17 protein-coding genes are annotated in these 20,322 nt (G+C 52.3%); 8 read left to right on the forward strand and 9 right to left on the reverse strand.

Annotation, left to right across the window (positions count from 1 at the left end; translation table 11 throughout):
• Positions 1-25: 25 nt before the first annotated feature.
• On the reverse strand, positions 26-475 hold the full coding sequence (locus tag K0I63_RS05440; RefSeq protein WP_041406994.1) for a c-type cytochrome: 450 nt from the start codon (positions 473-475) through the stop codon (positions 26-28).
• A 242-nt stretch (positions 476-717) separates the two neighbouring features.
• Between K0I63_RS05440 and trpR the strand changes: the two genes are divergently transcribed.
• A complete protein-coding gene (gene trpR, locus K0I63_RS05445; protein WP_220082790.1) occupies positions 718-993 on the forward strand; it encodes a trp operon repressor in 276 nt (91 codons plus the stop codon).
• A gap of 75 nt (positions 994-1,068) precedes the next feature.
• Here the strand turns inward: trpR and K0I63_RS05450 are convergent, their stop codons facing one another.
• Both K0I63_RS05450 and slyD read right to left on the reverse strand, forming a co-directional pair.
• Entirely contained in the window at positions 1,069-1,500 is a 432-nt protein-coding gene (locus K0I63_RS05450; RefSeq protein WP_220082791.1) for a hypothetical protein, read from the reverse strand.
• A gap of 152 nt (positions 1,501-1,652) precedes the next feature.
• Positions 1,653-2,267 (reverse strand): peptidylprolyl isomerase, encoded by a 615-nt coding sequence (slyD, locus tag K0I63_RS05455; protein WP_011864882.1) that lies wholly within the window; start codon positions 2,265-2,267, stop codon positions 1,653-1,655.
• Positions 2,268-2,983: 716 nt separating this feature from the next.
• Between slyD and thrA the strand changes: the two genes are divergently transcribed.
• From thrA to K0I63_RS05475, 4 genes are all read left to right on the forward strand, one after another.
• Positions 2,984-5,452 carry a bifunctional aspartate kinase/homoserine dehydrogenase I gene (gene thrA / locus K0I63_RS05460; protein WP_220082792.1) on the forward strand — a complete coding sequence of 823 codons (2,469 nt, stop codon included), beginning with the start codon at positions 2,984-2,986 and terminating at the stop codon, positions 5,450-5,452.
• On the forward strand, positions 5,449-6,399 hold the full coding sequence (gene thrB, locus K0I63_RS05465; RefSeq protein ID WP_220082793.1) for a homoserine kinase: 951 nt from the start codon (positions 5,449-5,451) through the stop codon (positions 6,397-6,399). The genes thrA and thrB overlap by 4 nt, the downstream gene beginning before the upstream one ends.
• A 13-nt stretch (positions 6,400-6,412) precedes the next feature.
• Entirely contained in the window at positions 6,413-7,696 is a 1,284-nt protein-coding gene (thrC, locus tag K0I63_RS05470; protein ID WP_220082794.1) for a threonine synthase, read from the forward strand.
• Between the two features lie 349 nt (positions 7,697-8,045).
• Positions 8,046-8,342: a hypothetical protein gene (locus K0I63_RS05475; protein ID WP_011864886.1), complete on the forward strand. Its 297-nt coding sequence runs from the start codon at positions 8,046-8,048 to the stop codon at positions 8,340-8,342.
• On the opposite strand, the gene nfo is transcribed toward K0I63_RS05475, so the two are convergent.
• Entirely contained in the window at positions 8,339-9,190 is an 852-nt protein-coding gene (nfo, locus tag K0I63_RS05480; protein ID WP_220082795.1) for a deoxyribonuclease IV, read from the reverse strand. The genes K0I63_RS05475 and nfo overlap by 4 nt on opposite strands.
• A gap of 132 nt (positions 9,191-9,322) precedes the next feature.
• On the opposite strand from nfo, the gene K0I63_RS05485 reads away from it, so the two are divergent.
• From K0I63_RS05485 to K0I63_RS05495, 3 genes are all read left to right on the forward strand, one after another.
• Complete coding sequence (locus K0I63_RS05485) at positions 9,323-11,347, forward strand: hybrid sensor histidine kinase/response regulator (RefSeq protein WP_258406946.1); 2,025 nt, start codon at positions 9,323-9,325, stop codon at positions 11,345-11,347.
• Positions 11,344-12,438, forward strand: a complete 1,095-nt coding sequence (locus tag K0I63_RS05490; protein ID WP_220082797.1) for a response regulator transcription factor — start codon at positions 11,344-11,346, stop codon at positions 12,436-12,438. Before K0I63_RS05485 ends, K0I63_RS05490 begins: the two co-directional genes overlap by 4 nt.
• 126 nt (positions 12,439-12,564) lie before the next feature.
• Complete coding sequence (locus K0I63_RS05495; RefSeq protein ID WP_011864890.1) at positions 12,565-13,107, forward strand: hemerythrin domain-containing protein; 543 nt, start codon at positions 12,565-12,567, stop codon at positions 13,105-13,107.
• A 64-nt stretch (positions 13,108-13,171) separates the two neighbouring features.
• Here K0I63_RS05495 and K0I63_RS05500 read toward each other — a convergent pair whose 3' ends face one another.
• The 5 genes from K0I63_RS05500 to K0I63_RS05520 form a co-directional block, all read right to left on the reverse strand.
• Complete coding sequence (locus K0I63_RS05500; RefSeq protein WP_011864891.1) at positions 13,172-13,363, reverse strand: DUF3545 family protein; 192 nt, start codon at positions 13,361-13,363, stop codon at positions 13,172-13,174.
• Positions 13,364-13,592: 229 nt separating this feature from the next.
• Positions 13,593-15,230, reverse strand: a complete 1,638-nt coding sequence (gene pgi / locus K0I63_RS05505) for a glucose-6-phosphate isomerase (RefSeq protein WP_220082798.1) — start codon at positions 15,228-15,230, stop codon at positions 13,593-13,595.
• Positions 15,231-15,243: 13 nt separating this feature from the next.
• Entirely contained in the window at positions 15,244-16,200 is a 957-nt protein-coding gene (tal, locus tag K0I63_RS05510) for a transaldolase (RefSeq protein ID WP_220082799.1), read from the reverse strand.
• A gap of 272 nt (positions 16,201-16,472) precedes the next feature.
• Complete coding sequence (locus K0I63_RS05515) at positions 16,473-17,576, reverse strand: OmpA family protein (protein WP_220082800.1); 1,104 nt, start codon at positions 17,574-17,576, stop codon at positions 16,473-16,475.
• A gap of 247 nt (positions 17,577-17,823) precedes the next feature.
• Complete coding sequence (locus tag K0I63_RS05520; RefSeq protein ID WP_220082801.1) at positions 17,824-20,190, reverse strand: phosphoketolase family protein; 2,367 nt, start codon at positions 20,188-20,190, stop codon at positions 17,824-17,826.
• Positions 20,191-20,322: the final 132 nt, after the last annotated feature.

Below are 20,322 nucleotides of genomic sequence, written 5' to 3' on the forward strand. Positions count from 1 at the left end.
GTCGTCTGCAATAGTCGAGTTTGAATTAGTCTTTCTTGTAGACGTCGTGGCAGCCCTTACAGCTCTTGCCTGTGTTCATAAAGGCTTGCTTGATAGCGTTCTGATCGCTTGATTGTGCGGCAACGGCGAGTTTAGCGGCGTTGTCTTGGAAAGCGCTCATCTTAGCGTCGAAATCGGCCTTGTCGCTCCAGATCTTTGCCAGCGCATCTGTGTGGCCCTTGTCAGAACCGGCAACGAATCCTTCGGCTGGTAGTTTGCTCAGTGCGGCAACGTTTTGTGCACGCATGGCAAAGACTTCGGCATCGAACGGCTTCTTGCCCTTAAGCATGGCGCCCATGTCGCCAAAGTTGTGAGCGATCAGGCCAAAAGCAGATTGACGATAGTGGATCGCATCGTCTGTCTCTTTGAAGTTATTGGCTTGTACCGCTGAGGCCAGTAAGGCACTGCCGGCTAGGGCTAGCAGGCTTAATTTAATCTGTTTTTTCATGGCAATCATTCTCACTACTTTGTGGTTTTATGTGATCTAACGCAAACATTCTAATCTTAATTAACTATCAGATACTATAGATTTTTCTGTAAAACACCGGCCAAAATGTGTCCGAATGTGTCTAACCCTTAGGCGCTCGACTAACAGCATCGATGGCCCAGATAGCCAGCGCGACAGGTTTCTTGGTACACTTGCTTGTACTGGTAGGCAATGACAGCTTAGGAGCCAAAGTGCGCGCAAATTGGGATCTGGTTTTAGAAAAAGTGGTCAACCATCAAGACACCGACGCCTTGATGGATCTGTTCGATTTGCTGCTCACCGAAGAGGAGCGCAGCGCCATCGCCGGGCGGCTGAAGGTGTTTCAGGCCTTGCTGCTGGGAGAGATGAGCCAGCGACAGATTGCCGCCGAGTTCGAGATCAGTATCGCCACCATCACTCGTTGTTCAAATTACCTCAAACATATGCCAGTAGAGCAGCGCGAGCGCATCAAGGTGCTCATTCTCTAACGGCAAACTTTTACACTACTCAGTCTGTTAACTATTCAGGTTGGTAACTAGCAGTTCTATCCGGAAGCTCTCTAACTAGATCACCCGAATAGTCACGGGTAGTTGGTGCTGACGATAGCTGCGGCGCTGCGCCAGACGAAACAGCGCGAAACTGGCTAATCCTGCGCCGGCAAACATCAGATAATTTGAGTCGCCATGGCGAAAGACAAATAGGGCGCCTAGCAGGTATGCATAGGGCAGCATATTGTAGAGGGCTTCGGGCAAAATTCCGCGCCTGCGACGCTTGGGATTGTCGCTCCGCCGGTTTTGCGAGCGCATGTTAAAGATACGCGCGCCGAGCAGGAAGATTATCACGGCTAGGAGCACAGGAAGGGGCGCCGGGCTCAGCAATATGGTACTTGCTGCGATGAGCAGGTAGATGGCGGGGAGTTTTTCATAGACGGGCTGAGCTATCATGTCGATATCCTTATCGTTAATACGCAGCGAGCTGATTCTGTCTTGAAGCATAAAATAAAAGAGTCGGCTTCACCTAATAAAAGGTGGCCGACTCTGTTCAGAATCCTACCTGAGATTGACGCCCCAGCGTCAAATTAAGGCTTTAGATTGAGTGGCTAATGCCTCTAGTTACTAATATCTCTATTAACTAATGCCTTTAGAGCTTAGTGCTGGCAGCCGCAACCGCCGTTGCCGTCACAACCTTCTTTGGCTGGCTTCTCAGGATCTTCGCTACAGCAACCGCCATGGTGACCATGACCTTCGCCGCCACAGCAACCACCCTCATGGCTATGCTCGTGGCTACCACAGCCGCCGGCCGCATGGATATGGCCATGGGCGATCTCTTCGGCGCTGGCGTCGCGTACTGACAGTACTTCAACGCTGAAGTTAAGGGTTTGACCCGCGAGTGGGTGGTTACCGTCAACCACGACCACATCGTCTTTCACTTCGGTGACTTGTACCGGACGTTGGCCCATCTCTGTTTCGGCGATAAAACGCATGCCTGGCACGATATCTTCGATATCGCCGAAGGCTGCTAATGGGACATCTTGGCGTAAACCATCGTGGTAAGGACCGTAAGCCTGCTCGGCTTCTACGGTAACGTCGAGCTTGTCGCCAACACTTTTGCCTTCGAGCGCCTGCTCAAGGCCTGGGATCATGTTTTCTGCACCGTGAAGGTAAAGCATTGGCTCACCTTCAAATGAACTCTCGATCAACTCACCTTGCTGGTTCGTTAAGCGGTAATGGATGCTAACAGCTTTGTGTTGGGTGATTATCATATCGCCTCCAATTCAGAATGTGGCGGCATTTTAGCTCGCTTTGTTGGCCTTGGCGATGACCTAGCGCAGCTTCTTGAGGGAAAATCGGTAAATTTTTTTTCATTCGCCTAGGCCTTGGGAGACGTCGGGCAAGCTAAACATTGTCCTTTTGAGTGGTTATTCATTATTTGTGGGAAAATATTTTATTCTGCTGGTGACCAAATTAGTGGGTTAACAGTGGGTTTTGGGTCTCTCATTTCGGTAGGCGAGTTAGTTGTATTAAAGCTAGGTTTTATACTGGGCTAGGTTGTTTGTATGTCTGTATGCTGCTGTTTAATAATGATTTATGCGTCAAATCGATGAAGGTGTTTTGACAGTGAAGCCAAGTCTAATTCACCCTCAAATGACTGGGGATCTATCTCTTGTCATATGATTTTAAGGCCCCCGGTACGCCCGGTGCCAAAAGTGTATTTTTATAAAGTTTCATTTCAGGGGTTGACACCTTGGGGCAAAAAAGGCAATTCTGTAGAGACTTCAACGAATATGTTTTGATACAACGAAAAGAATTTAAATGTTTAGCCTTAATCTCGTAGTAACCACCATTATTACAACCACCACGATTACCAGCGTGGGGGCCGGCTAAGCATACTCGAAAGAAATGATTTGAAATGACTAAGCCCGCTCCCCATCAAGGAGCGGGTTTTTTTGTTTCTGGGGCGCGGTACTAAGGAGAGAAGATGAAGGTAATGAAGTTCGGTGGTACCTCGCTGGCCAACTGGCAGAGGTTTAATAGTGCGGCGCAAATCGTCTTGGCTTCGGCCGCAGAGCGGCCGACGGCAGTGGTGTTAAGCGCCCCGGCAACCGTGACCAACGGTTTGCTGGAGATGGTCGACCTGGCGGTGGCCGGGGATGATTTCTCTCCCGTCTTGAGTCAGGTGCATGAGGTCTTTAAGACCCTCTATGGCCAGGCGGCCAGCGAGGTGCTGAGCGCAGAGCAATCCGATAGCCTAGAAGTCGTTCTGGCGGTGCAGCTTAAGCACTGGCAAGACAAGCTACAAGGCGTGGTCTTGCTGGGTGAGTGCCCAGACTCTGTTCGCGCCGAGATAGTGGTCGGTGGCGAGCGCCTCTCGGCGGCGCTGATGGAGCAGTTGATGTTGGCGGCGGGCGTGTCGGCCAATCAGCTAGTGCCACAGCAGCTGTTTGTGGCCCACGGGCCGGCGCTCGAATCGGTTGTCGATATCGCTGCCAGCAAGCAGCGTTTTGCCGAGCTTTCTCTCGATGCCCATCAGGTGTGGGTGATGCCTGGCTTTACCGCCGGCGATAAGGATGGTCGTGTGGTCACCTTGGGCCGTAACGGCTCAGACTATTCGGCGGCGGTGCTGTCGGCCTGTATCGATGCCAGCTGCTGCGAGATCTGGACCGACGTGGATGGCGTCTATAACACTGACCCGCGTGTCGTCGCCGATGCCAAGCTTTTGACTCAGCTCAGTTATCAAGAGGCGATGGAGCTGTCTTATTTCGGCGCCAAGGTGCTACACCCTAAGACAATCGCCCCAATCGCCCAGTACCATATCCCTTGCTATATACGTAACAGCTTCAACCCTCAGGCGCCCGGCACCTTAGTATCGAATCAAGTGGACGAGACAGGGCTGAACGTTAAGGCTATCTCTAATCTCGACGAGCAGACCATGTTTGATATCGCCGGTCCCGGCATGAAGGGCATGGTGGGCATGGCGAGTCGTACCCTGGGGGCCATCTCCCGCTCTGGGGTATCAGTCTCCCTCATCACTCAAAGCTCTTCGGAATACAGCATCAGCTTCTGCGTGGCGACCCAGGATGCCGAGCGGGTGCGCCTGGCGCTGGAGCAGGAGTTTGAGCTGGAGCTTAAGAGCGAGATCCTCGAGCAGATCGCCATGCGCCACAATCTGGCCATCGTATCCCTGATCGGTGACGGCATGCGCACTCACAAGGGAGTTGCCGGTAAATTCTTCCAGGCCTTGGCCCAGGCCAATGTCAACATAGTGGCTATCGCCCAGGGCTCCTCAGAGCGCTCCATCTCGGCGGTTATTGAGCTGCGTAAGACCAAGCATGCTATCGCCGCCTGCCATCAGAGTTTCTTCGATGTGCAGCACTATCTGGATGTCTTCCTGGTGGGCTGCGGTAACGTGGGCGCCGGCCTGCTCGAGCAGATCAAGCAGCAGACAGAGATGTTGAAGGCCCAGCACATTACGGTGCGCGTCTGCGGCGTGGCCAACTCTCGCCACATGCTGCTCGATGCCAAGGGGATAGATCTCAACCATTGGCAGGGACTCCTGGCCGACAGCCAGCAGGCCTGCGACCTAGATAAGATGCTCGCCTGGGCCAAAGATCAGCAGCTACTTAACCCTGTGCTGGTGGATTGTACCTCTAATGAAGCGGTATCTGACCAATATGTTGCGGTAATGAATGCCGGCCTGCATGTGGTTACTCCTAACAAGAAGGCCAACACCCGTGACTATGACTACTACCGCGCCCTGAGACAGACTGCTTTGCATCAGCGTCGCCAGTTCCTCTATGAAACCACGGTTGGTGCAGGCCTGCCGGTTATCGACAACCTGAAGAAGCTGTTGTTCGCCGGTGATAAGCTGCAGAAATTCAACGGCATTCTCTCGGGTTCACTCTCTTACATCTTCGGTATGCTCGATGAGGGGATGAGTTTGTCGGAGGCGACAGGTATCGCCCGTGAGAAATGCTTTACCGAGCCTGACCCAAGAGACGATCTCAGCGGTATGGACGTGGCCCGAAAGGTGCTGATCCTTGCCCGTGAGGTCGGCATGCAGATAGAGCTGAGCGATATCCAGGTGGAGTCTGTGCTGCCGGGTCATTTTGACGCCTCTGGTGATGTCGAGACCTTTATGGCGAACCTGAGCGCATTAGATGGTGAACTTGCCGAGCGCGTAAATAGCGCCAAGGCGGCCGGTAAGGTGCTGCGTTATGTGGGACAGATAGACGAAGAGGGCTGCCGGGTGAAGATAGCCGAGGTGGACGCGATGGATCCCCTCTACAGCGTTAAGGGTGGTGAGAATGCGTTGGCCTTCTACAGCCGTTACTATCAGCCGATCCCATTTGTGCTGCGCGGCTATGGCGCGGGCACAGAGGTGACGGCGGCGGGAGTCTTCGCCGACCTGCTGAGAACCCTTAACTGGACACGGGAGATGGGCGTATGAGTTTAACGGTTTATGCGCCGGCCTCCATGGGTAACGTCGGAGTCGGATTCGATCTGTTGGGCGCCGCCTTGGCACCTGTTGATGGCAGCCTGCTCGGTGATCGCGTCGCCATTGAATCTGCGCCCCATGGTGTCTCGCTCAGTCTCGCCGGTCATTGGGCCGACAAGCTACCGGCGGCCTGCGAAGAGAATATCGTCTACCAATGTGCGACCTTCTTTCTCGAGCAGCTAGGGAGTCGCGCTGGTGTAGCCATGACCTTAGAGAAGAACCTGCCGGTGGGTAGCGGCCTTGGCTCCAGCGCCAGCTCAGTGGTCGCTGCCCTGTACGCCCTGAACGAGCACTTCGACCGCCCCTATGATAGCGACGCCTTGCTAAGGCTGATGGGGGAGTTTGAGGGCAAGATCAGCGGCTCGGTCCACTATGATAATGTGGCGCCCTGTTACCTTGGTGGCATGCAGTTGATGCTGGATACCCCTAGCGCCGTGTGTCAGGGCCTGCCCGTGTTTAAAGACTGGTATTGGGTCGTGGCCTATCCGGGGATCTCCCTGTCGACCGCTAAGATGCGGGCACTGCTGCCGGCGCAGTATGATAAGTCGGTGGCGATCGATTTTGGCCGTTATTTGAGCGCATTCGTACACGCCAGTTACCGTCAGGATGCCAAGCTGGCCATAGAGGTATTAAAAGATGTGCTGGCCGAACCTTACCGCGCCTCGGAAATTCCCGGCTATGAGCAGGCGCGTGCCGCGCTGGCTGAGCTTGGCATGGCCACCACGGGGATCTCGGGCAGTGGCCCCACGCTGTTCTCAGTGACCGATAACCTGGAGACGGCTAACAAGGCCAAGGCCTGGCTGGATGCAAACTATGTCACCTCCGGCGCGGGTTTTTCCCATATATGTCAAATCGATATGCTCGGCACGCGCCGTGTAGATGCAGCAATTTTAGATTAATAGGCGGATCAAGATGGAACTCTATAACTTAAAGCACCCTTCACAGAAGGTTAGTTTCACTCAGGCGGTCAAGCTGGGCCTGGGGAAAGATCGTGGCCTGTTTTTTCCTGTCTCTATCCCCAAGTTAGATAATGTCGATGCGCTGTTGGCGATGGACTTTGTCGAGCGCTCTAAGGCGATCTTAGGAGCCTGGTTGGCCGACGAGCTGGGTCAGGAGATGGTAGATGGCCTGGTGGACCGCGCCTTTAATTTTGAGCTGCCGCTGACCAAGGCCGATGACAGACGTTTCTGCCTGGAGCTTTTCCATGGCCCGACCCTGGCATTTAAAGACTTCGGCGCCCGCTTCATGGCCCAGTGCCTCAATAGCCTGGCCCAGGAAGATAAACTCACCATATTGACCGCCACCTCGGGGGATACGGGCGCCGCCGTGGCCGATGCCTTCTATGGGCTGGATAAGGTGCAGGTGGTGGTACTCTATCCAAAGGGCAAGATCAGCCTGCTACAGGAGAAGATGTTTACCACCCTGGGCGATAATATTCATACCGTGGCGGTGGAGAGTGATTTCGATGCCTGTCAGGAGATGGTTAAGGCCGCCTTCGAAGACAGCGATGTGCGTGACGGCCTGCATCTTAACTCGGCAAACTCTATCAACATCAGCCGCTTGCTGGCGCAGATCTGCTACTACTTCGAGGCGGTGGCCCAGTTTAAACAGACCAATCAAGGCGATCCTGTGATCGCCGTGCCCAGCGGTAATTTCGGCAACCTGACGGCTGGCCTATTTGCCAAGGCGATGGGACTGCCGGTGAAGCGTTTCGTGGCGGCCACCAACAGTAACGATACTGTGCCGCGCTATCTGGCCGATGGTCAGTGGTCGCCTAAGGCAACCGTCGCGACCCTCTCTAATGCCATGGACGTGGCCGAGCCGAGCAACTGGCCCAGGGTTGAGACCATCATGGAGGTGATGAACTGGCCACTGAGCGAACTGGTGGGCGTTGGTCTCTCCGAGCAAGATACCGTGGAGGCACTCGATGAGCTCTATCGCGCCGGTTATCTATCCGAGCCTCACGCGGCCATCGCGGCTAAGGCGCTGTCATTAACCATGTCTGCCGATGAGCAGGGGATCTTCCTCGGTACGGCGCATCCCGCCAAGTTTAAAGAGGTGGTGGAAGAGGCGCTAGCTATCGAACTTGAGTTGCCGCCTGAGCTACAAGCGGTGAAGGATAAGCCTATCCTGTCGGCCGAACTGCCTGCCGATTTTGCCCGCCTCAAGGCTCACTTGTTTGAGACCTTGGCTTAGCTTCTACCTGGTTATTCATGCTTAAAGCCAAGGCGATAGTGCCTTGGCTTTTTTCTACCCGCTTCTGTCTGCTTTATCTTTTAGCACAGCTTTTTAGTTCAATTAGGCTCTGTCAATCCAGTTGTTTTAATCCAGTTGTTTCAATTCGGTTGTTTAGATGGGGCAGCTGCTAACCTCCGCGCCGTATTTTATCAGCAAGGCGTTTGCATCGAATCGCGCCAATTACCTAGGTTGCCAAATGTATCAATGACCTTGAGACCGGCGTGATGATTATCACAACCAAGCTCTGCTAAATCACTTATCTTACAGGCCTTTTTCTTTAGCCATTATTTGATAGAGCCGTGACGTGTTGCATCTTAGAGTGATTTTACCTGGCCTTTGTTTACTGACAGCCTGCGCCTCAAATGAGCCACAGCTCTATTCTCGAATCAATGAGGCCTATGATTTCGAGGTGACCCATTGCGATAGCTTCGCCATGGTGACTGGGATAGGCAGAGGAGAGGCGCCGCTAAGGGCGGCGCAGGATAATGCCAAGCAGCAAGGCGAGGCTCTGCAGGGCACTCATATTGTCTGGCTACAAGAAGATCACTTCGACAGGGATAATCAGGTCAGGGTGATTGCTGTGGTTTACAAGTGCCTGCTTTAGCGTGTCTGGCTACGTAGCCAGTTGATCTCTTGCTGCCAGATCTCAGGTTCTATCGTTTCTAATATGAGGGGGATCTGCCTGGTTGCCGGGTGTTTCATGATATAGCTAAAGGCGTCCATACCTATATAACCGGCGCCGAGGGAGTGGTGCCTGTCGACCCGGCTATTAAGCGGTGTCTTGCTATCGTTGAGGTGCATCGCCTTAAGATAATGGTTGCCCACTATGGCATCAAATTGGCCGAAGCTCGCCTCACAGGCCTCGAGAGTGGTTAAGTCGTAGCCGGCGGCAAACATGTGGCAGGTGTCGATACAGATACCGACCCGGCTCTTATCTTCTACCTTGTCGATGATCTGCGCCAGCTGCTCGAAGCTATGGCCCAGGTTTGAGCCCTGGCCTGCAGTGTTTTCTATGATGGCGCTGACGCCTTGCGTCTTATCCAGTGCTAGGTTGATCGATTCGCTGATGCGGGCCAGGCACTCGTCTATGCCTATCTTGTTGAGATGACTACCGGGATGAAAGTTGAGCAGGGTCAATCCCATCTGTTCGCAGCGCTGCATCTCGTCGAGAAAGGCTTCTCGCGAGCGCGCTAGCTGCTCCTCATCTGGGTGGCCAAGATTAATCAGGTAGCTGTCGTGGGGCAGAATGGCATCGGGTCGAATATTGGCCTGTTCGCAGTTGGCCTTGAAGGCGTCAATCTGCGAAGGGCAGAGCGGCGCCGCCTGCCAGCGTCTCTGATTCTTGGTGAACAGGGCAAAGGCATTGGCACCTATCTTCTGTGCGTTCAGCGGCGCGTTGGCGATACCGCCGGCGGCGCTAACATGGGCACCGACCCAATGAGTGTCTGGCATTTTTCCTCACTAACTTTAATCAAGTTTATAAATTTTATCGGTATTTTGAGCGATTTTCCTAAGCTGGACTATGCTCAATGAAAGGCATTTCGCCCGACTTCTTCATTTTTCAATAGTGGAATGGACTCTAGCGTGTTTAAGGATCTCTCTCAATCTGAATTTATGGACTTTGGCCCGGCCTTGATCGCCCAACTGGGGAAGTTACAGGGACAGTTTATTCGCGGTGACGATGTGCTCCTGCCCCTGTGTCGTATCTTGGCCGATAGCAGCGGCGCCGAATCTGTGATGATTCTCTCCCGTCGCCTTCTGGCCAGCGACGAGATGCCGGCCGATGTGACCTGCTGGTGTCGGGATTCCATGCGTTATATCACTCTGTGGCGACAGGTGAAGGACTGGCCTCTGCTGGATGGCCAGCGGGGGGCACACCAGTGGCAACGCTTTGTGGTTTGGCCCATAGAGGGGCTCGACGTCAATATCTTCTTCTATCGCCCGGGCAAGGGTTGGCTGTCGTTTCTCACCTCCTATCAGACCTTCATTGCCGACAGCATCAGCGGCATGTTGCTGCAGCAGAGCCAGGATTGGCAGCAGAGCCGTAACGCGCAGATCATCAAGTCTATCGACACCCAGATGTACCAGTCTATCGTCAGTAATAGCGAAGATATGATAGTAGTTGCGTCGCGTCAGAAGGGGATGGCACCGGTGATCATGTATGCCAATGCGGCGGCGACCGCCATCAGCCAATATCCGCGCAGTCAGCTTATTGGCAAGTCGATCGAGCTCTTCTTCGGCGATCAGGACGATAAGGCGCTGGAACTGCTGGAGGCGATTGAGCTGCGCCTGGAGTTTACCGGCGAGCTGGTCTGCTCTACCGCCACGGGGGAGAAGGTGATCCTGCATACCCATCTAATTGCCCTCAACGAGCAGTATGAAGATGGCAGCCTGTTTACCCTTGTGGGCCGGGACATTACGGAGCAGAAGCTGATGCAAAATACCATGGCCCGCACCCAGAAAATGCAGGCCATGGGCCAGCTGGTAGGGGGCGTGGCCCACGATTTCAACAACATCTTAGGTGTGCTCAAGGGCAATCTGGAGTTGATGGAACTTAAGGGCAAGGATGAGTCTATCACCCGCTATCTGGCCACGGCGCTCAAGGCCTGTCAGCGCGGAACCGACCTGACCCGGCGTCTGCTGCAGTTTTCCCGGCAGGAGCAGTTCAGTGCTCAGCCAGTGCAGGTCAACGAGGTGCTGCAGAGCTTGGAGGAGCTGCTGGAAAAATCCTTAACCACTCAGGTGAGCCTCAACATTCAGCCCCAGCCATCGATGCGGGACATCTGCGTCGATCGCGGCGACCTCGAAGATGCGCTGATCAATCTGGTGTTGAATGCCAAAGATGCCATGCATGGGGAAGGGCAGATCACCATAGTGACCGGCGAGCAGTATCTGTCTGGCTATCTTCCCGGCGTGGGCAATACCGTCAGCACAGATAACCGGGATTATGTCTGGGTGTCGGTGATCGATCAGGGCGGGGGGATCCCAGATAACTTGTTGGATAAGATCTTCGAGCCATTTTTTACCACCAAAGACAAAAGCAAGGGGACTGGGCTCGGGCTCTCCATGGTGTATGGCTTCGTTAAACGCTCCAACGGTTACATGAGCATCATGCGCACGGGTACTGATGGCACTGAGATCCGCCTCTGGTTTCCGGCCATCAAGCCGGTCGAGCGGCAAATTGAGCGCCAGCACAGTCCGCTTGAGTATCCCAAGGTCGCGCACCCCATCAAGGTGCTCATCGTCGATGATGAGCCGGATCTGCTCGAGGTGCTGTGCGATTACTGTCAGATGATGGGGATGGAGGTGCTGGCCTATACGGATCCTCTGCTGGTCAAGGAGCAGTTTAAGGATGGCATAGATAACATAGACCTCATCATCTCAGATCTCTTGATGCCGGGGGGCATTAACGGTTATGAGCTGGTGACCGACCTGAGCGTGCACCGAACGATTCCTGTGCTGCTGATCTCAGGCTATGTCGGTGATGTCGGCATCAGCAGTCGGGAAGATCTGCCGTTTCAGGTGCTGCAGAAACCCTTCGATATCCGCGCCTTCGTACGCGGCCTAGAAGAGATAGGGATTGAGTTTGTACAAGGAGAATTGCGATGAACAACATGGAGATTTGGGTTGTAGACGATGACAGGGATTATTGCGAGTTGATCGTCGAGATGTTGCAAGATGAGTTCAAGGTGAGCCCCTTCTATGGTGCGGCGGATTTTCGCGCCGCCCTGCAAACCAAGAAGCCGGATCTGCTGCTGATGGATATCAACCTGCCCGATACCGATGGCATTACCCTATGCCGTGAGCTACAGGCCAGCAACCAAGAGGTGGCCGTGCTGTTTGTCTCTGGGATGAATACCCTGGAGGAGCGCCTCAAGGCCTATGAGGTGAATGCGGTGGATTTCATCGCCAAGCCGTTTGAGCTCAAGGAGTTGCTGGCCAAGGTGCACAGCGTCGCCCACTATGTGATGAAGCAGCGGGAGCTGATCCAGGCGGAATCTGTCTCACGCAACATGGCCTTTCAGTCGATGACTGAGTCGTCACAGTATGGTTGTGTGCTGCAGTTCTTCCGTCAATGTTTTCTCTGTAACGATCATCAGACTCTGGCGGATGCCTTTTTTGATCTGATGCAGCAGCTTAATCTCAACACCTGCCTGGAGATACGTGGGGAAAACGTGGAGTATTTTGCTCCCAGGCATGCGGCCATCAGCCCCATCGAGTCGAATATTCTCGAGCTGCTGGATAAACATGGCCGCCTGTATGATTTTGGCTGCCGCACCATCTGCAACGACAAGCATGTCTCCTTCTTGATCAAGAATATGCCGATAAACGACGAGATCCTCTACGGCAGGCTGAGGGATATCATCGCCGTGGTGGTCGAAGGACTGGAGGCACGCGTCTTGGATATCAGTCGCCAGCAGACGCTGACACAGGTGTTTCTCGACATCGAATCGCTTATCGGCGATATCAACGTCGCGACCCTAGAGCATGATGAGAAATTTAGTGCGGCGCTCATTAACATGACCACAGAGATCCGTGGCAGCTTCCATGTGCTGGACATGACCATAGAGCAGGAAGATTATTTTACGACGCTTATCGAGCGTAATCTGAAGGAGGTGAAATCGGCCTCCGAGGCCTTTACCCGTCTGCAATCTGCGCTGGGCAAGGTGATGGACGTGCTCGGGGGAAGCGTATCTTAAGTGATTATTTTATGTTCGTTTTTCTTGATCTGAGTCACGTCATCATGACGGCTTACATATTAGTGTGAGTAAAAGTTCAACAATTTACTATAGTAACTAAAGGCGTCTAGAAGGTTGGAGGTGACGATGTTAGCGAGACTTCATAATGACCATAAACATATCGCGATACTGTTAAATATTCTTAAAAATAAGCAGCAGCGGCTGCAACATGGCGAGGCCGTCAACTTTAATCTGATCCGAGATATCGTCGAATATATGCAGAGCTATGCCGAGCATAGCCATCACCCGCTCGAGGATCTGATCAACGAATTCTATATTCAGACCCATCCCGAGGAGGCCTTGGAGAAGCAGTTGGGGGAAGAGCACCATAACCTTATCGAAAGCTCAACCAGTCTGATGTCTACCCTAAACCTTATCTTAAGTGACGTCCCGGTACAGAATGAAACCTTGAGTCAGGCCCTGAAGGAGTATGTCGAGGCGCAGCGCAATCACATGATGTATGAAGAGGGTAAGTTGTTCCCCATCTGGGAGGCGGGGATGACAGAGGCCCAGTGGCAGGAGGTGGCAGACAGATGCCAGGAGAAGTTGATCTGCGACCCATTATTTAGCGATGACGACAACCTACTCTTCGAAGAGTTAAAAGAGTATCTGGCCAAGGCCGACGATTAACAGCTAATAACATTCAACCTATAGATACAAAAATAGCGCCTAAGGCGCTATTTTTATTGTTTATTTACATCAGAAGGTTATCTAAGTCGTATTCGAAACTGCTGTCGATATCCTGAAGCTCTTTAATCAAACGCTGTTTCTCTTTGATAGCCTCTATTTCACGCCATTTTCGCTTCTTATTGGAGCTTCGCGAACGACTGTTGGGTCTTTCAATGACGGTATCATCTAGCGCACTACCATAATCTAAGCGATTCATGGCAACCTCCTGTTGTTGTATTTTTTCTCAACAATTAAATATCACACTTCCAATTTATGGTGCAAGAAAAATGTTTCAATAATGTTAAGTCTGGGTGAATCATTTATGGCGCAACGGGCGGTTTTTTGCCCGTAGGATGGGAAGTCGCGCAGGTTTGCTGGTGGATATTACTGCAGATAACAAAAAAGCCAGTGAAAACTGGCTTTTTTAATCGGCTAAGGTTGTAGGCTTAGAGGTGGCCGCGTCTAAAGAGATTGATGAGGGCATTGCTGGAGGCATCTAGCGCCTTAGCCTCTTCATCGCTCTGCAGACGTGCGAGTACATCGTTGCCTAGGGTCTTGCCCAGTTCGACGCCCCATTGGTCGAAGGAGTTGATATCCCATAACGCGCCTTGAACGAAGGTTCTATGCTCGTACAGGGCGATCAAGGCACCCAGTGTTTCCGGGGTTAGCTTATTCATCAGCAGGGTGTTGCTTGGCTTATTACCTTCCATCACCTTGTGCTTAGCAATCAATGCCTTCTCTTCCTGGCTCAGTGAGCTGCCGTCGAGTTCGGCGAGTGCCTCATCGAAGGTTCTGCCTTGCATCAGCGCCTGAGTCTGGCCAAAACAGTTGGAGGCCAGCTGCACATGGTGTTCGCCGAGCGGGTTATGGCTCTGCAGTGGCAGAATAAAGTCTGCCGGGATCAGTGCCGTGCCTTGGTGTAACAACTGGTGATAGGCGTGTTGACCATTGGTGCCTTCGCCGCCCCAGATCACAGGGCCGGTTGCATGGTCGACGTTGTCGCCATTGAGGGTGACAGATTTACCGTTACTCTCCATGTCCAGCTGTTGGAAGTAAGCCGGCAGGCCTCTGAGGTAATGATCATAGGTCAATACCACATGGGATTGTGCCTGGTAGAAGTTGCCATAGAGCAGGGAAAATAGCCCCATGATCACCGGCATACTCTGTTCGAGCGGCGCCTCGAAAAAATGCTTGTCCATCGACTTGGCGCCAGCCAGCAGCTGGTAGAAGTTGTCCATGCCGATCAACAGGGCGATAGGCAGACCTATGGCCGACCAGAGTGAATAGCGGCCGCCCACCCAATCCCACATAGGGAAGATGTTGTCCGCATCCATGCCAAATTCGGTTGCCTTGGCCACGTTTGAGGTGACGGCGACGAAATGCTTGGCGATATCCGCTTGGGTACCGCCATTTTCCAGGAACCAGGCCTTGGCACTCAGGGTGTTGGTCAGCGTCTCTTGGGTGCCAAAAGACTTAGACGACATCACGAATAGTGTGGTTTCCGGATCCACCAGACGCAGCTTCTCACACAGTGAGGTGGCATCGACGTTGGCGACAAAGTGACACTTGAGCGCCGGATTCCAGTATGGGCGCAGGGCCTGAGTGACTATCTTAGGTCCCAAGAAGGAGCCACCAATGCCGATGCTCACGATATCTGTGATCGCCTTGCCCGTGTAGCCTTTCCACTCGCCTGAGGTGACAGCCTCGACAAACTTGGCCATCTTGGCCTGAGTCTGTTTTACCTCGGGAACGATATTCTGGCCATCGACCAAAATAATCTCGTCGGCCTCGGCTCTGAGGGCCGTGTGTAGCACGGCGCGCTTTTCGGTGTTGTTGATGATCTCGCCATTGAACATGGCGCGGATCTTATCGCTTAGACCGGTGGATTTAGCCAGTTTAAACAGCTGCTCAAGCGTCTGCTCATCCGCCCGGTTCTTGGAGTAGTCCAGCAGCAGGCCGCAGGCGGACAGTGACATCTTGTCAAAGCGCTGGGGATCGGCCTCAAATAGCTCGCGCATGTGTGGCAGCTTCGCGGCTTGTGCCTCGAGATGGGCCCATGCGTCTTGCTGAGTAAGCTTAGTCATGACGTCTATTCCCTTAGGCTTCGAGTTCTGCTTTTAGCATGGTTTCAAGTTTGCCCTGATCGATGGCAAAGTTGCGGATACCTTCGGCCAGCTTCTCGACCGCCATCGCATCTTGGTTGAACTCCCAACGGAATTCGGCTTCGCTCAGCGCCGCACCAGGGGCAATCACTTCGCTGGCGGCCTGTAGTTTTTGCACGACTGGCGTGTCGCTGTTGGCCATCTCTTCAAGCAGCGCAGGACCGATAGTTAGGCGGTCACAGCCTGCCAGTTCGATGATTTCTCCCGTATTACGGAAGCTGGCGCCCATCACAACCGTCTTGTAGCCGTGACGCTTGTAGTAGTTGTAGATGTTGGTGACAGAGACAACGCCTGGGTCTTCTGCGGCGCTGTACTCTAGGCCGGTGTCTTTCTTGTACCAGTCGAGAATACGGCCGACGAAAGGCGAGATCAGGTAAACACCGGCTTCGGCACAGGCTCTGGCCTGGGCAAAACAGAAGAGTAGCGTTAGGTTACAGTTGATGCCTTCTTTTTCCAGCTCTTTGGCGGCGCAGATCCCTTCCCAGGTTGAGGCGAGTTTGATCAGGATACGAGACTTGTCTATGCCGGCTTCTTCATAGAGCTTGATCAGCTTGTGTGCCTTCTCGATAGAGCCTGCCTTGTCGAAGGATAGGCGAGCGTCTACCTCGGTAGAGATGCGACCAGGAACAATCTTTAGGATCTCCAGGCCTATATTGACCGCCAGCTTGTCACCGGCATCTTCGACCTGCTGGGCCAGATCGTCACTCTGCGCCTTGGCCCATTCGATGGCATTGGCAATCAGGTGCTTGTATTCAGGAATTTGGGCTGCTTTCAGGATAAGAGAGGGGTTGGTGGTAGCGTCTTGTGGTTGATAACGCTTGATGGCTTCGATGTCACCGGTATCGGCGACTATGGTGGTGATAGATTTGAATTGCTCTAGTGTATTAGCCATGAAAATTACATCCTTCTTAAGAAGCAGCTTAAGTGTGTGGTTTACTAACGGCTATTAGACGCGATTTTGCCGATATTTCCAACCGTGAATGAAAAAAAATTACAGAAAAGTTGCTAAATATCAGTAAAAGGCATTTTAGCCGTTGCCGTTCAGTTGACTGACGCTTGTGCTAAACGGACTTAGAGTATAACCATTAAATTATGACAGGAAAAAAAATCGCTGCCTAAGCAGCGATTTTTAGTGAGGTCGATCATTAAGTTAATCGTAAAGACTTACTTTAGAACCGGCTCTTTACGCACGCCTGTGACGTGGGCTTCGATGCGGCGGTTAGCCTTGTTGGCTTCGGCGCTTTTGCCTTCGATCAGAGGCTGAGTGATACCGTAACCTTTAGCGCTGACGCGATCTTGGCTGATACCGTACTTGCTAACCAGCAGCTCGGCAACGGCATTGGCACGACGCTCAGACAGATCCATGTTGTAGTCTGGGTTACCTACGTTAGAGGCGTGACCACCGATCAACACGGTTGCGCGTGGGTTTTGGTTCATGTAGTTGGCCAACTTTTCGATTTGACCGTAAGATGCAGAGTTAACCACGGCTGAGTTGTTGGCAAAGCGAATTGAACCTAGTTCATGCTTTTCGGTGACTTCGCGGTAAACCGTACAACCATTGGCATCAACCTTGTGGTTGCTTGGCGTGTTGGCACATTGGTCTTTGTCGTCGGTTACACCGTCGTTGTCTGAATCTTTTGGTGCAACAACCACAGGTGCTGCTACAGCGGCTGGTGCTGCGCGACCGAAGCGGTAGCTCAGCTCAAGACCCCAGTAGTTGCTTTCCATCTCAAGTGTGTTCCACTTGTCTTCGTCGAGATTTTCATAACGACGATACTTGGCTTGCAGCTTGAGGTTGTCGGTGAAGTTGTAGCCGATACCCGCACCAAAGTATGGTGCAACACCGCTGTCGCTGTAGTACTCGCTACCCCACTGTTTGTTGTTCGACAGTAGGTAGTTCATTGCACCCGCTTCGGCAGACAGGCTCCAACGGTCGGCAAATGGCCAGAAACCTACCAGGCCGAGTGTCATACCGCGAGCACCGACGTCGTTAAGATTGTTGGCATAGTCGACCCACTCGGCACGGCCTAGGTCACGATAGCCTAGCTCGACACCGAAATAGTCGTTAAAGAGGTAACCACCAAATACGTCCCAAGCATAAGGATCGTCTTCACCACACTGCTTCATGGTCTTCTGATCGCAGTTAGGCTCGTAGTTGTTAACGCCTAAACCGCCACCGACATACCAAGGGGTGAGTTCTTGTGCTGCATTGGCTGCAAATGGGAGCATTGATGTAAGCAGAATAGCTTTCAATGTATTGTTCATCATTTTCCAATTCCTTTGTTTTACTATCTTCCCCCATGCTGTTTTTATCCTGTAAAAACATGCCAGCACTTTGTGGGGGGACTCCTTAGATATTATCGCTAGCCTCTGTATTATCTTACGTGAATATAGAAATTGCCATGATAAACAGGCATTTTTTTTAGGATCATTGGTCACTTGATAATAAAAAAGGCGTTTCCGCTAGGAATCGCCTTTTTTCTAGTAGAATAATTAACGTGGCGTTAATCTATTCTTAACGTGTCCAGATCCAGTTTTCGATGCTTTCTGGGTCGACACCGTTTGCCTTGATGTAGTTACGGTGGTCAACCAGACGCTGTAGCATGTCTGTGGTGATGGCAACGTGTTGTGTCTCGTCAATCACACCTTGTTGGAATAGCTTGTAAGCCATATCGATAACCAGGTGGTAGCGAGAAGTACCGTTACGCACACCCATATCGAATGGTGTAGTGGTTGAACCTTCCTCTTCATAGCCCTTGATGCGGAATCTGTGGCTACCCTTGTAATCGAATACCAGTTTCTTGATGGTGTTCGGATAACCGTGGTAGTTGAAGACCACACCCTTATCGGCGGTGAAGATCTCATCCATCATCCAAGGCTTGCTTTGGAACTTACGGCTACCCAGACCGCTGCTGGTTAGCTCGGTTACGCTGACGAAGCGGACGCGGACTCTTGGTAGCAGCTCACGCAGGATGACCAGAGAGGCCATACATTCTTGGGTCACATAGTCACCACAGCCTGCCAGTACTACGTCTGGGTTTTCATCTGAGGCGAAGTCCCACACCATGACACCATCTTTAGCCTGTTGACGGGCTTCGTCCAGTGTTAGCCATTGTGGCAACTCTTTCTTACCGGCGGCGATGATGTTGAGTTTATCGCGATCGGCGAAGGCACGCTCTGTGTAAACCAGGGTAGAGTTAGCATCTGCTGGCAGATAAGCTGAGATGATCTCTGGGTGTTTCTCAAGCATGGCCCCCAAGAAAGAAGGGTTCTGGTGAGAATAACCATTGTGGTCTTGGCGCTCGAGCAGTGAAGAGAGCACTACGTTACAAGCTGGAACAGGCTTACGGAAGTGTACGCCTTGGCTTGCATAGACATACTTACAGTATTGGTCGGCCATAGAGGAGACCACCTGTGAGAATGACTCATAAGTTGGGAACATGCCGTGACGACCCGTTACTGTGTAGCCATGTAGCATACCGAACAGCAGGTTCTCAGATAGCAGCTCGAGTACGCGACCGTCGCGAGACATATCTTCGTCCCAGCTCTCGATAGGCCATTGCCATGCACGATCTGTCTCTTCAAACACTGCTTGTAGCTGGTTAGAGTAGGTTTCGTCAGGGCTGAAGATACGCAGGTTGCGCTGGTCTCTGTTGAGCTTGAATGCATCGCGCATCCATTGACCCATCTTGAGCATAGAGTAACCACGTTGTCCTCTAGGCGTTTCTGCACCGTAGGCCAGATCTTCCAGCTTAGGATTGTTGAGTGAACGTACCACTTCGCCGCCGTAGCTTAGGTGTTGACGGCCACAGCAAAGCTCTTTTGGTGGGAGCAATGATTGAATGTCTTTGTCGAACACGATCTGGTTTTGCTCGTTAATGCTATAGAGTTCGTTGAACTTGTAGCTGGCAAGCCATTGATCTAAGGCTTCAAGGTGTTGTTTGTCTTTCGCACACTTGTTAACGATAACCTGGTGAGATTCACAGTTGCCTTCTAGCTTCTTACCATTGTCTTCGGCAACGCCTGTCCAACCTTTTGCGGTGCGCATCAGAATCACTGGCCAGCGAGGCTTAACGACATCTTCGCCGCTACGAGCCTTGGTCTGAATGGCTTCGATCATGGCATAGGATTCATCCATCGCCTTGGTCATCTGTACGTAGACATCTTCTTCAAGGTCGCTGTCGACAATGATTGGGTGGTAGCCAAGGCCTTTAAATTCAAGTTCAAGTTCTTCGTGGCTCATGCGTCCCATACGGGTTGGGCCAGAGATCTTGTAGCCGTTGATGTGAACGATTGGCAGTACGGCACCGTTGTTGGCTGGAGATACCAGACGGTTTGCATACCAAGAGGCTGCTAGTGGGCCGGTTTCTGATTCGCCGTCACCGATAAGTACGGTAGCGATCAGGTTAGGGTTATCCAGCACGGCACCCCAGGCAACTGAGAGTGAGTAACCTAGCTCACCACCTTCGAGGATCTGACCCGGTGCTTCTGGGTTAGCGTGAGAAGGGTAGCCATAGGCGGCTGAAAATTTCTTACAGATATCTTCGATACCTGTCTCGTTGTATGGAATCGTCTCTGGATAGAAATGACTCAGCGATCCTTCCATAAATAGGTTAGCTTGTACGGCTGGGAAGCCATGGCCTGGGCCGACAAGGTAGAGGAAAGGACGGTTGGTTTTCTTGATGAGACGGTTGACGTTAGCGTAGACGAAGTTGATACCTGGACAAGTACCCCAGTGCCCTAGCAGTCTGGGTTTGATGTCGCTATGTTCTAGCGGACGCTTGTGCAGTACGTTCTGCTTCAGGTAGATTTGCGAGGTGGCCAGGAAGTTGGTCGCTCTTACAAATTTCTTTAGTGCGGTGATCTCTTGCTGTTGTGACATAAATAACCCCATTTATAGTAAGCAATAAGTTAATCAAAGCTCATGTGAGGCACTATATTTGTAATTTTATTACAAAAATGTGTTCAATATCTTATTTTTGCAAAGTCATTAAATTTGCCGAATGTTAAATTT

The organism is Shewanella rhizosphaerae (genome assembly GCF_019457655.1).
Lineage (GTDB): Bacteria > Pseudomonadota > Gammaproteobacteria > Enterobacterales > Shewanellaceae > Shewanella > Shewanella loihica.